Source organism: Streptomyces sp. S07_1.15 (assembly GCF_020739505.1).
Taxonomy (GTDB): Bacteria; Actinomycetota; Actinomycetes; order Streptomycetales; family Streptomycetaceae; genus Streptomyces; species Streptomyces xinghaiensis.
On sequence record NZ_JAJBZK010000001.1, the window covers coordinates 1,413,815 to 1,427,233 of the forward strand.

The 13,419-nt window shown below is 73.6% G+C and carries 9 protein-coding genes and 1 pseudogene; 4 read left to right on the plus strand and 6 right to left on the minus strand.

All coding sequences use genetic code 11. From position 1 onward, the window contains the following. Positions 1–76 precede the first annotated feature (76 nt). The 6 genes and pseudogenes from LIX60_RS06005 to LIX60_RS06030 form a co-directional block, all read right to left on the minus strand. Positions 77–1,537 (minus strand): annotated as a pseudogene (locus LIX60_RS06005) (DHA2 family efflux MFS transporter permease subunit); the annotation flags it as partial. 267 nt (positions 1,538–1,804) lie between these two features. Beyond that, the gene (locus LIX60_RS06010) at positions 1,805–3,877 is read right to left on the minus strand and encodes an IucA/IucC family siderophore biosynthesis protein (RefSeq protein WP_308101103.1); all 2,073 of its coding nucleotides are present in this window, start codon (positions 3,875–3,877) and stop codon (positions 1,805–1,807) included. Beyond that, positions 3,874–4,530: a GNAT family N-acetyltransferase gene (locus LIX60_RS06015; RefSeq protein ID WP_227957522.1), complete on the minus strand. Its 657-nt coding sequence runs from the start codon at positions 4,528–4,530 to the stop codon at positions 3,874–3,876. Before LIX60_RS06015 ends, LIX60_RS06010 begins: the two co-directional genes overlap by 4 nt. Next, positions 4,527–5,873 carry a lysine N(6)-hydroxylase/L-ornithine N(5)-oxygenase family protein gene (locus LIX60_RS06020; protein WP_227957523.1) on the minus strand — a complete coding sequence of 449 codons (1,347 nt, stop codon included), beginning with the start codon at positions 5,871–5,873 and terminating at the stop codon, positions 4,527–4,529. Before LIX60_RS06020 ends, LIX60_RS06015 begins: the two co-directional genes overlap by 4 nt. Before the next feature lie 150 nt (positions 5,874–6,023). Further along, entirely contained in the window at positions 6,024–7,592 is a 1,569-nt protein-coding gene (locus LIX60_RS06025; RefSeq protein ID WP_227962648.1) for an aspartate aminotransferase family protein, read from the minus strand. Between the two features lie 377 nt (positions 7,593–7,969). Continuing rightward, the gene (locus LIX60_RS06030) at positions 7,970–9,004 is read right to left on the minus strand and encodes an ABC transporter substrate-binding protein (protein WP_227957524.1); all 1,035 of its coding nucleotides are present in this window, start codon (positions 9,002–9,004) and stop codon (positions 7,970–7,972) included. A gap of 147 nt (positions 9,005–9,151) precedes the next feature. On the opposite strand from LIX60_RS06030, the gene LIX60_RS06035 reads away from it, so the two are divergent. The 4 genes from LIX60_RS06035 to LIX60_RS06050 all read left to right on the plus strand — a co-directional run bounded on the left by LIX60_RS06035 (position 9,152) and on the right by LIX60_RS06050 (position 13,390). Further along, a complete protein-coding gene (locus LIX60_RS06035; RefSeq protein WP_374117808.1) occupies positions 9,152–10,228 on the plus strand; it encodes a FecCD family ABC transporter permease in 1,077 nt (358 codons plus the stop codon). Then, the gene (locus LIX60_RS06040) at positions 10,225–11,424 is read left to right on the plus strand and encodes an iron chelate uptake ABC transporter family permease subunit (RefSeq protein ID WP_227957525.1); all 1,200 of its coding nucleotides are present in this window, start codon (positions 10,225–10,227) and stop codon (positions 11,422–11,424) included. The genes LIX60_RS06035 and LIX60_RS06040 overlap by 4 nt, the downstream gene beginning before the upstream one ends. Before the next feature lie 104 nt (positions 11,425–11,528). Next, the gene (locus tag LIX60_RS06045) at positions 11,529–12,491 is read left to right on the plus strand and encodes an ABC transporter ATP-binding protein (RefSeq protein ID WP_227957526.1); all 963 of its coding nucleotides are present in this window, start codon (positions 11,529–11,531) and stop codon (positions 12,489–12,491) included. A gap of 182 nt (positions 12,492–12,673) precedes the next feature. Continuing rightward, complete coding sequence (locus LIX60_RS06050) at positions 12,674–13,390, plus strand: hypothetical protein (RefSeq protein WP_227957527.1); 717 nt, start codon at positions 12,674–12,676, stop codon at positions 13,388–13,390. The last annotated feature ends 29 nt before the right edge of the window (positions 13,391–13,419 follow it).

Sequence of the window (13,419 nt, forward strand, 5' to 3'; positions counted from 1 at the left end):
GCCCGGGGCCGGAGCCCGCGGCCGCTCCCGCGCTGACGGCAGCCCCCGCGCCCACGGCCCTTCCCGCGCCGGGCTCCCCGTCCGCATCCCCGCCCCCGCTCCCGTCCTCGTCCCCGCCCGCGCGCCGCAGCAGGTATCCCGCCGCGCAGCCCCCGGCGAGTACGGCCACGGCGCCCACCAGCTGGCCCGTCTCCAGACCGGCCGCGAAGGCCGAGGTGATCCGGGCCTGCTCCGCCTCGCCGGCGGCGCGGCCCAGGGCCTCGGGAAACGAATCGGCACCGGCTGCCGAGGCGGGCAGCAGTCCGCTGAACCGGGAGGCGAGGACGGCGCCGAGGACGGCGACCCCGAGCCCCGCGCCCAGTTCGGCGAGGGTGCTGTTGACGCCGGCGCCCGCGCCGGCCTTCTCCTTCGGGATGGAGCCCATGACGGCCTCGGCGATGGCCGGGTTGGCGAAGGCACAGCCGACGCCCATCAGCAGCAGGCCGGACAGCAGCCCGCCGTAGTGCCCGTCGCCCACCAGCGCCACCACCGCGAACCCGGCCGCCAGCACGGCCATCCCGCAGGTGATCACGGTCGGCAGCCCGAAGCCGCGGATCAGCCGGGCCGAGACACCGGTGAAGTTCAGCGCCACCACGGTCAGCGCGAACGGCGCGATGGCCAGTCCGGCCTCCAGCGGGGTGCCGCCGCGGATGAACTGGAGCTGCTGGGTGAGCAGATAGAGCGCTCCCCCGCTGCCGAAGGTGATGAGGACGACGCCCGTCACGGCGCCGGAGAAGCGGCGGTCGCGGAACAGCCGCGGGTCCAGCATGGGGTGCGGGGTCCGGCGTTCCCACCCGGCGAAGAGGACCAGCCCGGCGACGCCGAACAGCGCGGGGAGGAGCACGGACACGGAGGTCCAGCCGTGCTCCGGCCCGGTGATCACCGCGTACACCAGGGCCGTCATGCCGACGACGGAGAGGGCGGCGCCCGGCAGGTCGGGGCGGCCGGCGGCCGGGTCGCGGGTCTCCGGGACGAGGACCGCCGCGGCGGCGAGGGCGAACAGCACCACGGGGATGTTGACCAGGAAGATCGCGCCCCACCAGTAGTGGCTGAGCACCAGGCCGCCGACGACGGGCCCGACGGCGAAGCCGAGCGCGCTGACGGCGGCCCAGATGCCGATGGCCTTGGGGCGTTCCGCCGCCCCGAAGATCTGCAGGACGACGGCGAGGGTGGTGGTGAGCAGCAGGGCCGCGCCCACGCCCATGCCGGCCCGCGCGGCGATCAACTGGCCGGCGGAGCCGGCGAGTCCGGCGGCGAGGGAGCCGATACCGAACAGGACGAGCCCGGTGAGCAGCATCCGTTTGCGGCCGTAGCGGTCGGCGGTGCTGCCTGCGGTGAGCAGCAGCCCGGCCTGGACCAGCGCGTAGGCGTTGATCACCCACTGGATGTCGGCGGTGGAGGCGCCGAGTTCCGCCGTGAGGGACGGGATCGCCACGTTGAGCACGGTGTTGTCGAGGACGACGACCAGTTCGGCGAGGCAGACGACGGCGAGGATCAGCCACCGGGCGGGGTGGCCGGGGTGATCCGGGTGGTCCGGGTGGTCCGGGTGGTCCGGGCCGGCTTCAGGGGCGGGGCGGCCGGCGGCCGGGCGGGGCCGCGTTCCCGGCTCCGGCCGCCTCTCCGGCCCTGTCCCGTGGCCCGCTTCCCGGACCGCTTCAGGACTCCTCCCCCGCCCTGCCCCGGGCCGACTCTCCGGCTTCGACGGCTTCGTCTCCGGCTTCGTCTCCGGATTCGGCTCCGGTTCTCTCTCCGGCTGCATGGGCGGTCAGGTCCTCGACGGTGTGGGGGACGGTGCGGGGGCCCGCACGCCGTCTGCTGCCGCCGCCGCGCCGGAGGTCCCGTCCGCGCCGGAGGTCCCGTCCGCGCCGAGGGCCGCCGCCGGAGCGGAGGCCGTCGCTCCCGGGGCCGCTGCCGCCGGGGCGTGGGCCGCGATCGGGTTCTCCAGGGTGCCGACGAGCTGGAGGGCGCCGGAGGGGTCCTGGAGGTCGACCATCTGCCGGTTGTTGCGCAATTGGAGCCGGTTGAGGCAGGACAGGGCGAACTCGCCGGCGAAGATGTCGTACCGCGCGAAGCGGTCGGCGAGTTCGGGCACGGACTCCTGGTAGGCCGTGACGGTCCCGGCGACCGTGCGCCAGAAGGCGTCCTCGTCGACGACCTCCTCGGCCGCCAGCACGGCCGCCAGGTGGCGCAGGAAGCAGTCGAAGACGTCGGTGAGGATGGAGAGCAGTTTCATGTCCTCGGGCACCTCGGCCCGGACGCGTTCGACCTCGGGCGGCAGCTCGGCGCCGTCGTTCATGACGACGATCTCCTCGGCGATGTCCTTGAAGACCACCCGGGCCACGGCGTCGTCCTCCAGCACGAGGATGACGTTCTCGCCGTGCGGCATGTACGCCAGGTCGTGGGCGTAGAAGCTGTGCAGCAGCGGGGTGAGGTAGGCGTCGAGGTAGCGGCGCAGCCAGTCCTCGGCGGTCAGGCCGGAGCGTTCGATGAGGGCGGCGGTGAGGGAGCGGCCGTCCCGGTCGGTGTGGAGGAGAGCGGCCATGGTGGCGAGCCGCTGTCCGGGGCGCAGGCCGGGGACGGGGCTCTCGCGCCAGAGGGCGGCGAGCATTTTGCGGTACGGGGAGTGTTTGTCGGTGGCGGCCTCGTAGCCGCGGTGGCGGTAGCCGATGGCGGCGCGCTCGCGGATGACACCGAGGCCGGTCCGGCGGAGGACGGGGTCGCGGGCGACGAGGTCGGCGAGCCAGTCGTTGATGGCGGGGGTGGCCTCCATGTAGGCGGCGGAGAGTCCGCGCATGAAGCCCATGTTGAGGACGGAGAGGGCCGTTTTGACGTAGTGCTTCGCCGGATCGCTGGTGTTGAAGAAGGTGCGGATGGACTGCTGGGCGAGGTAGTCGTCGTCACCGGGGCCGAGGCAGACCAGGCGCCGCTGGGCTATCTCGGCGGCGAAGGTGACGGAGAGTTTGTTCCACCACTGCCAGGGGTGGACGGGTATGAGCAGGTAGTCGCCGGGGTCGAGGCCGAGGCCGGTGAGCTGTGCGGTGAAGCGGCCGAGGAGGGCGTCGCCGAGTTCGGCGCGGAGCAGGGTGTCGTAGTCGGTGTCGGCGGAGCAGGTGAAGGTGGTGTGGTCGCGGTGGGCGGCCAGCCACAGCAGCCGGACGGGTGCGCCGGTCTCGGGTGCGTGGGCGTGGTAGTCGTGGATGCCGAAGCCGAGACGGCCGTTGTTGGCGACGAAGCAGGGGTGGCCCTCGGTCATGCCGGTCTCGATGGCCTGGAAGTCGGCGGCGGCCAGTTCGGCTGCGCTGACGGGGGGCTTGCCGAGTTTGTAGGCGGTGCCGGAGAGGGTGGAGCCGATCTCCTCCAGGTAGACGGGGAGGATGTCGTCGGCGATGCCCAGGGTGGTGCGCAGCTCGGTGAAGAAGGCGAAGCCATCGAGCGGGAGTTCGGTGCCGTGCGCCTCGGACGTGTCCTGTACCTCGGCCGTGCCGTGCGCCTCATCGGTGCCGGTGCCGCCGACGCGGTGGCGGGTGATGCTCGCCGCGTCGACGTGCCAGTGGTCGAGCCGCATCCGCCGGGCGGCGAAGCGGTATTCGACGGTGCCGTCGTCGCTGGTGACGCGGTAGCGGCCGCCGGGCAGCGGCTCCGGGGCGAGCAGCCGCTCGTGGGAGAACTCGGCGAGGGCCTTACGGATCAGCAGCCGGACGGCCGTGTCCCAGGGCCCGGGGGTGAGGTGGGCGACCGCCTCGGCGGGTGCCGCGGTGTGCGGGGCGGGCCGGAGCGGGGCCGCGCCGTGGGGGGCGGCGTCGGCGGCTGCGGCCCCGTGGGGGGCGGTGGTGCTCATGTCGCTGCTCCTCGTACGGCTGCTGCGAACCGGTCGCGGGTGCAGACGCTCAGCAGGGCGTCCTTCTCCGGTTTGGCGATGGTGGCGACGGGTTCGAACCCGACGGCCTCGTTCAGTGCGTGGACGGCGGTGTTGCGGACGTCGGGCTCGACGACGACCCGCCGGGCCTCCGGGTCGTCGAAGAGCATCGCCATGACGGTGGTGATCACGGCACGGGTGAAGCCGTGCAGGGGGGTGTCGCCGGGAGCGGTGAGGAAGTGCATGCCCACATCGCCGGGCAGCGGGTCGTAGAGCCCGGCGAGTTCGACGTGCGCGGGGTCGTAGCGTTCGACGAGGAAGGCGGGCCGGCCGCGGTGGAGGCCGAGGAAGGCGTCGTGGTGCGGGTGCGCCGCGATCCGCTCGTACTCCTCGGCCACGTCCTTCTCGTCCGCGTCCTGCATCAGCCAGAAGGCGGCCTTGGGGTCGGTCACCCAGCGGTGCAGCAGGGCCGCGTCGGCGTGCGGGTCGAGGGGGACGACGGCGAACTCGCCGAGCCGGGGGTCCGCACGGCGGAACAGGGGCGTGCGGGAGCCGGGGCCGGCTGTCCCACCGGCGAGTACCGCCGGGCCGGAGCCGGAGCCGGAGCCGGGGCCGTGGTCCGGGGCGCCGCTCATGCCGGGCTCCCCTCGGGGGCGGCGAAGTCCTGGAAGGTGAAGGACTTCTCGACCGGGTAGGCCTCGCGGCCGAGGACGTCCCGGATGATGTGGGCGTTGCGGTACGGGCCCATGCCGAGGTCCGGCGAGGTGACGCTGTGCGCGTGGACGGCGCCGTTCTGCAGGAACACGCCGCGGCCGGCGAGGTCGACGCTGTAGTCGCGGGCCGGGTCGAGGCGCCCGCGGCTGTCGAAGCGCAGCCGGTCGCGGATGCCGTCGAGGAAGGCGGGGATCCGGTAGCTGTAGCCGGTGGCGAGGATCAGGCCCTCCGTGGTGTGCGAGAACGTCCGGTCCTGTTCCCGCTGGTGGAGGCCGAGGGTGTAGGTACCGGTGGACTCGTCGTACGAGGCGTCGGTGAGCGCCGTGTTGCTGATGAGCCGGGTCGGGACGGGGCCGGCGGCGCTCTTCTCGTAGAGCAGGTCGTAGATGGTGTTGATGAGCTCGGAGTTGATGCCCTTGTAGAGCGGCTTCTGCTCCTCCGCCAGGCGGTGGCGGGTGTCCTCGGGGAGGGCGTGGAAGTAGTCCACGTACTCGGGGGAGGTCATCTCCAGGGTGAGCTTGGTGTATTCGAGCGGGAAGAAGCGCGGGGAGCGGGTGATCCAGTCGAGCCGGTAGCCGTGGGTGCCGATCTCGGAGAGCAGCTCGTGGTAGATCTCGGCGGCGCTCTGGCCGCTGCCGACGACGGTGATGCTCCGCTTGGCCTGGAGTGCCTCCTTCTCCTCCAGGTAGCGGGAGTTGTGGAGGACGTCACCGCCCAGGTCGCGGCAGACCTCGGGGATGTACGGCGAGGTGCCGGTGCCGAGGACGAGGTGGCGGGCCCGGTGCTCGGTGCGTTCGCCGGTGGCGGTGCGGACGGCGTGGACGGTGTAGAGGCCGTCGGTCTCGTCGTACGTCACCGAGGTGACGTCGTGTCCGAAGCGGAGGGAGGTGAGGCGGGCGGCGGCCCAGCGGCAGTAGGCGTCGTACTCCGAGCGCAGCGGGTAGAAGTTCTCCCGGATGTAGAACGGATAGAGCCGCCCGGTCTCCTTGAGGTAGCAGAGGAAGGAGTAGGGCGAGGCGGGGTCGGCCAGGGTCACGAGGTCGGCCATGAACGGGGTCTGCAGATGCGTGCCGGCCAGCATCATGCCCGGGTGCCAGGAGAACGCGGGGCGGCTCTCCAGGAAGAGGCCGTCGAGGTCGTCGAGGGGCTCGGTGAGGCAGGCCAGGCCGAGGTTGAACGGGCCGAGGCCGATGCCGATGAGGTCGTGCGGTGCGGTGCGGGCCGGGCCGGTGGGCGTTCCGGGCGTAGTGGTGGTGTCGGGCACGTCGGTCTCCGTGGAGGGTGAGGACTGGCTGCTGGCTGCTGACTGCTGGTTACTGGCTGCTGGCTACGGGCTGAGGACTGTCACCGCTGTGGCCGGGGCCGGGGCCCGGGGCGGGTCTGGTCGGGTCGGGTCGGGTCGGGTCGGTGACGGTCAGCGGACCGGCGAACCCGCGGTCCCGGTGGCCGCCGCCGGTTCGGGAGCGGCGCCGTGGTTGCCGGCGTGGTCTCCGGCGTGGGCGGCGACGAGGCCCAGCACGGCGCGGATGTCGTCGAGCGTGGTGCGCGGGTTGAGCAGGGTGAATTTCAGGTGGTGCCGCCCGTCGACGACCGTTCCGGCGACCAGCGCCTCCCCCGAGGCCGCCAGGGCCTCCCGGGCGTGCAGATTGGCCAGGTCGGTGTGGCGCCGGTCGGCATCGGTGTGCTCGCCGCCGGCCGGTACGTACCGAAAGACCAGAGTGGACAGGGAGGGTTCGGTGACGACCTCGAAGCGCGGGTCCGCGTCCAGCAGCCGCCAGGCGTCGGCGGCGAGGTCGACGACCTGGTCGAAGAGGCGTCCCACGGCGTCGGCGCCCATGATGCGCAGCGTCAGCCACATTTTGAGGGCGTCGAAGCGCCGGGTGGTCTGCAGGCTCTTGTCGACCTGGTTGGGGATGCGCCGCTCCGCGCTGCGGGCCGGGTTGAGGTAGTCCGCGTAGTAGGTGGCGTGGCGCAGCGTGGCGCCGTCGCGGACCAGGACGGCACTCGAACTGACCGGCTGGAAGAAGGACTTGTGGTAGTCGACGGTGACGGACGAGGCCCGTTCGATGCCGTCGAGCAGATGGCGGCGGGTCGGGGAGGCCAGCAGTCCGCAGCCGTAGGCGGCGTCCACGTGCAGCCAGATGCCGGCGCGTTCGCAGAGTCCGGCGATGGCGGGGAGGGGGTCGATGGAGCCGAAGTCGGTGGTTCCGGCGGTGGCGACCACGGCCATCACGGTGAGGTCCGCCGCGGAGCAGCGGTCGATCTCGGCGGCGAGGAGGTCGGTGCGCATCCGCCGGTTGCCGTCGGAGGGCACGGGGATGACGGAGTCGGGTGCCAGGCCGAGGAGTTTGGCGCTCTTCTGGACGGAGAAGTGGCTGTCCTCGGAGGTGAGGATGCGCAGCTGCGGCAGCAGCGCGGCGAGCGGTGCCGGGGCGGGGAGGTTCTTCCGCAGCATCCGGCACGTCTCCTCCCGGGCCAGCAGCAGGGCCTGGAGGTTGGACTGGGTGCCGCCGCTGGTGAAGATGCCGTCGGCGGCGCGGCCGAGGCCGATGCGGCCGGTGGTCCAGTCGATGACGTGACGTTCCATCAGGGTGCCGCCGGCGCTCTGGTCCCAGGTGTCGAGGGAGGAGTTGACGGCGGACAGGACGGCTTCGCCGAGGAGGGCGGGGAGCACCACCGGGCAGTTGAGGTGGGCGAGGTAGCGGGGGTGGTGGAAGTAGACCGCGTCGCGCAGGTACACCTCCTCCAGTTCGGCGAGGGCGGCGGCCGGGTCGCCCAGGGGCCGGTCCAGGTCGATCGCGCCCACGCGGGGGGCGAGTTCGTCCGGGGAGACGCCGGTGAAGGGGCGGGCCGTCCGGGCCACCGCGGCGGCGACCCGCGTCACGCCGTCGGTGACCAGGCGCCGGTAGTCGTCGGCCGTTTCGTTCCCCAGCAGGTGGGAGCGGGGGTCGGGGTCGGCGGCCGGTGGGGCCACGCCGGTCAGGGCGGTGGGGAGGGGTCCCTGAAGACTCACGTGCACGTCCTCCGTCGAGGGGGGCGGGGATGGAGCGAGAACGAAGGTTAGCCTAACCTAACCTGACTCGCCCTCAACCCCCACCCCGGCCTTTCTCACATGCGGTTTCCCGCCACTTCGGCCGGGGCCCGGCCCTTCACGGGCGGGCGAACGGCCGGCGCGCGGGCGGCAGCACGGCGGCGGGGCCGGTCTCCGGCAGCAGCGCGCGGGGCGCACAGAAGGGCGGGGGACGGGGGGCGAGGGACGGGCGCACACGCGGACGCGGACGCGGACCGGCCGAACCCCCCGGCCGGTCCGCGTTCCGCCCTCTCGCCTCCGGCGGCACCGCCGCCTCCGGCCACGGACCGTCAGTCCAGCTTCTCGGACTCCTCGATGGCCTCCGCGAGGTTCTCCAGCAGCGGGGCGGCACCCTGGTAGGAGAAGCGCGGCACCGGGTCCCACTCCGCGACCTGGCCGGCCTCGACCGCGGCCAGCTTCTTCCAGGTGGGCTTGGACTCCAGGTCCTTCTCCTGCAGAGCGGTGCCGCGGTTGTCGAGGATGATCAGGTCGGCGTCGTACTTGTCGGCGTTCTCCCAGCTCAGGCTCTCGAAGTAACCACCGCTCTCCTTCACGTCCTTCGGGGTGACGAACTCGACGCCCAGCTCCTCGAAGTACTTCAGGTCCGCGGCGGGGCCGGGGGTGGAGACGTAGAAGTAGTCGGCGCTGCCGGAGGCGGCCATGACCTTCAGCCCGCCGTTGGCCTTCGCGGCCTTCCGCAGCTTCTCCGCGGCCTTCTCGAACCGCTCCTTGCCCTCGGTGACCTGCGGGGACTTCAGGTCGGCGCCGAGGGATTCGGCCAGTTCGGCATAGCGTTCGATGGGCTCGGTGAGGGAGACGTTGGCGACCTGCGTGGCGACGCTGGGCGCGACCTTGAGGATCTTGTCCGCGCTCTCCTCGGGGACGTACCAGAGCGAGCCCTTGTCGTACTGGTGCGTCACCAGCAGATCCGGGTTGAGGGCCGCGTACTTCTCGATGTCGAACTCGCCCCAGGCGTTGCCGAGCACCTCGACCTTCTTCACGTCGAGGTCACCGGCCTGCGGGTGGGCGGAGCCGTCCTTGAGGGTGGTCTCGCCGAAGACACCGACGATCTTGTCCTTGAGGCCGAAGTCCGCGAGGGCCGCGGCCGTGCCGGTGAAGGCGACGATCCGTTCCGGGGTGCTGTCCGCGGTGACCTTCTTCTTGCGGTCGTCGGTGAAGGACCACGGCTTGCTCTTGCTGTCGTCGGCGCCGGAGGACGAGCCGGAGTCGCCGCCGCAGGCCGCCAGCAGGACGCTGAGGCCGAGAGCGCCGGTCGCGGCGAGCAGGCCGCGGCGGGAGGGGGAAGCGGGACGGTTCCCGGACATGGTGGTGCCTTTCGTGCAGGGCGGTGGAACGCGGACAAGGCCGGCGGAGACCGCAGCGGCCGATCAGCAGATGTTAGGTTAACCTAACCAAAGTTTCCGCCCAAGGGCGCGGGCTCCTCCCGCCCCCCGGCCCGACCGGAGCCGTACGTGTCAGTCACCGAGCCGTCCCCGGCGACGCGGAGCACCACCCCGGCTCCGCCGCCGCCCCGTCCGCCGGCCGGCCGGCCCCCCGGTGCCCGATGGGCCCTGCGCGCCGCGGGGTTGGCGGGCGCGCTCGTCCTGCTGCTGGTTCTGACGGTGCTCAGCCTCGGTTTCGGCGCCCGGCCGCTCACGGCGGCCGAGGTGTGGCACGGCCTGCTCGACAGCGACGCCGCGGCCTACCAGGTGGTGCACGGGATGCGGCTGCCGCGCACCCTTCTCGGGCTGCTCGTCGGCGCCGCCCTGGGCCTGGCGGGCGGGGTGATGCAGGCGCTCACCCGCAACCCGCTGGCCGACCCCGGGCTGCTGGGCATCAACGCGGGCGCCTCCGCCGCCGTGGTCACCGCCATCACCTTCCTCGGGGTGACGGCCTTCACCGGCTATGTGTGGTTCGCGCTGGCGGGCGCCGCCGTCGTCTCCGCCCTCGTCTACACGGTCGGCGGCGGACGCGGGGCGACCCCGGCGCGGCTGGCGCTGGCCGGGGCCGCGCTCAACGCCGCGCTCTACTCGTACGTCAACGCCGCGATGATCCTCAACACCGTGTCGCTGGACCGGATGCGGTTCTGGACCGTCGGCTCCCTCGCCTCCGCCCAGACGGACACGGTGATGAAGGTACTGCCGTTCATCGCCTCCGGGGTGCTGGTGTCGCTGGCGCTGGCCCGGCCGCTGAACGCCCTGGCGCTCGGCGACGACCAGGCACGCGCGCTCGGCGCCCGGCCCGCCCGGGTACGCGTCGCCTCCATGGTCGCCGTCACCCTGCTGTGCGGGGCGGCCACCGCCGCCGCGGGGCCGATCGTCTTCGTCGGGCTCATGGTCCCCCACCTGGTGCGGGCGCTGACGGGCCCGGACCTGCGCTGGATGCTGCCCTACTGCGCCGTGCTCGCCCCGGTGCTGCTGCTGGGCGCCGACGTGCTCGGCCGGCTCCTCGGGCGGCCCGGCGAACTCCAGGTCGGCATCGTCACGGCGGTGCTCGGCGGACCCCTCTTCCTGTACGTTCTGCGGCGCCGGAAGGTGGCGGGAGCATGAAGCCGGTGACCACCGGGAAGACCGCACGGGAGAAGACCGCACCGCAGCGGACCGGCACGGGAGAAGCCCCGGCCGGCACGGGAGTTGACGGCCGGCACGGGCCCGCCCCGGCCCGCGTACGGCGCCCGCGGCGCCTCGGCGGCGCCGGCGCACCGCCCGGCGGGACACTGCGCACACTGCGCCCGCTCCCCGCCGTCAGCCTCCGCTACCGCCCCCGGACGCTCGCCGCGGCGGCCGGCTGCCTGTTCGCCGCGCTGGCCGTCGGCGTCCTGAGCGTCGGCAGCGGCGAGTTCCCCATCGGCCCGGCCGAGGTGCTGCGCACCGTCGCCGGATCGGGCACCCCCGCCCAGGACTTCATCGTCAACGAACTGCGGCTCCCCCGGGTGATCGCCGCGCTGCTGGCCGGGGCGGCGCTGGCGCTGTCGGGGGCGGTGTTCCAGTCCGTCGTCCGCAATCCGCTGGGCAGCCCGGACCTGCTCGGACTCACGCAGGGCGCGTCGACCGGCGCGCTCGTCGTCGTCATCACCGGCGGCAGCAGCGCCGCCCTGGCGGGTGGTGCCGTCGCGGGAGGGCTGCTCACCGGCCTGCTGATCTTCGCCCTGGCGTGGCGGCAGGGGCTGCACGGCCTGCGGCTCGTCCTGATCGGCATCGGTGTGATGGCCATGCTCACCGGCGTCAACGGCTATCTGCTCACCCGGGCGAAGCTGATGGAGGCGTCCCGCGCGGTCCTCTGGCTGACGGGCAGCCTGGACGGGCGCGGCTGGGCCGAGGTGACGCCCCTGCTGATCGCGGTGACGGTGCTGCTCCCGGTGACCGTCGTCGGCTGCGGCCGGGCGCTGCGCATGGCGGAGATGGGCGACGACGCGGCGCACGCCCTGGGCATCCGGGTCGAACGGGTCCGGCTGGTGGCCCTGGCGTCGGCGGTGGCCCTGGCGTCGTTCGCCGCCGCCTGCGCGGGCCCGGTGGCCTTCGTCGCGCTCACCGCCCCGCAGCTCGCCAAGCGCCTCACGAAGGCGCCCGGCCCCAACCTGGTCCCGGCGGCCTGCATGGGGGCGGCGCTGCTGGTGTGCGCCGACTGGGCCGCGCAGAACGCCTTCGGCGCACGGCAGTTGCCCGTCGGTGTGGTGACGGGTCTGCTCGGTGGCGGCTATCTGGTGTGGCTGCTCGCCCGGCAGCGGAGGGCGGGGCGGCTGTGAACGGGGAGAAGGCGGCAGGGGCCGGGACAGCGACCGGGGCAGACCCGGAGACCGGGGCAGGGGCCCGCGGCGGCAACGAGCACAGCGAGGACGGAGCACAGCACATGACGCCGGGACAGCGGCAGCAGCGGCCGGGAGCGGGGCGGGACGAGCGCGGCGGGCGGGAGGTGCGGCCCGCCCCGGTGGAGGGCCCGGACACCCGGCTGCGCGGCGGCGGGCTGACCCTCGCCTACGACCGGCGGACCGTCGCCGAGGATCTGACCGTCGCGATCCCCGACCGTTCCTTCACCGTCATCATCGGCCCCAACGCCTGCGGCAAGTCCACCCTGCTGCGCGCGCTGTCCCGGATGCTCAAGCCGGCGGCGGGCAGCGTGCTCCTCGACGGCCGGGACATCTCCGCGACCCCCGCGAAGCAGGTGGCCCGCACCCTCGGGCTGCTGCCGCAGTCCTCGATCGCCCCGGACGGCATCGGCGTCTCCGAACTCGTCTCCCGCGGCCGGTATCCGCACCAGGGGCTGCTGCGCCAGTGGTCGTCGGAGGACGAGCGGGTCGTCGCCGCGTCGATGGACGCCACGGGGATCACCGACCTCGCCGACCGCACCGTGGACGAACTCTCCGGCGGGCAGCGGCAGCGTGTGTGGATCGCCATGGCCCTGGCGCAGCAGACACCGCTGCTGCTCCTGGACGAGCCGACGACCTTCCTGGACCTCGCCCACCAGATCGAGATCCTGGACCTGTGCGCCCGCCTCCACGAGGAGGAGGGCCGCACTCTGGTCGCCGTCCTCCACGACCTCAACCACGCGGCCCGGTACGCCACCCACCTCATCGCCATGCGCGAGGGGCGCATCGTCGCCTCCGGGCCGCCCGCGGAGATCGTCACGGCGGAGCTGGTCGAGGACGTGTTCGGCCTCGCCTGCCGGGTCATCGACGACCCCGAGACCGGCACACCGCTGGTCGTACCGGCGGCCAGGAACCGCCGCGGGGTGCCGTCGGACAAAACGGCGAAGACGGCGAAGACGCCGGAGACGCGGCCGGTGACGGAGGGGGCGGCGGGGACGGGGCGCTGACGGGCGCGTCGCCGGACACGGGCCCCGGCCGCTCCGGGCCCCGGGCCCCGGGCCTCGTGGCGCCGTCCCCGGGCCCGCCCGCGTTATCCGGATGTACGGACCTCTTCCGTTTTCCTCCCGCGGCGGCCGGTCGTCGGGGACCATGGGGGCCGATATCCCTACGCCCCTGCTGGAGCCCGAACATGGCGGAGAGCGTGCCGGTGCGCTGCCCCTCGTGCCGCCGCGAGCACTCGTACACCCCGAACACCTACCCCTGCGCCTGCGGTTCCCCGCTGACCCCGCGCATCCTGCGCGGCGGGCCTCCCGTCCGGGTCGAACACCACACCTGGGAGGACACCTGGGTCACCGTGCGCTGCGATGCCTGCGGACGGCGCAGCCAGTGGCCGCGGCCCGAACTGGGCTGCCCGTGCGGGCTGTTGCTGCGGCTGCCCGTCGCGCCGCTGACCAGTGCCTCCCCGGCCGTCCCGGACTCCCCCGCGGAACCGCCCCGGCAGCCCGCCCCGACCTCGGCGGTGCCGCGGCCCGCGTTCCGGCCGGTGACGATCCGCACCGGCCGGGACGCGGTCAACGCCGCCGCGAAGTACCTGCGCTGGCTGGGCTTCCGCGACGTCCTCGCCTGCGACGACCGCCCCGGCACCGGTGTGGACCTGCGCGGCACCGGGGTCGTCGCCCAGGTCGACCCGACCACCCGGCCGTCCGCGCTGCGCGAGGTCGAGTGCCTCTGGCTCAACGGGCTCAACGCCTCGGCGGTCGGGGTGTTCTTCTCCCTGGCCGGTTACGCCCACGACGCCCGGACCCGCGCCGACGAGTTACTGGTGCCGCTGTTCGTCATGGATCTCACCGGCACACCGCAGCCCGTGAACGACGCGGCGGACGACCTCATCCGGATGGGCGCCTGAGGCCGGGCGGGCCGGGCGGGGGCCCGGGC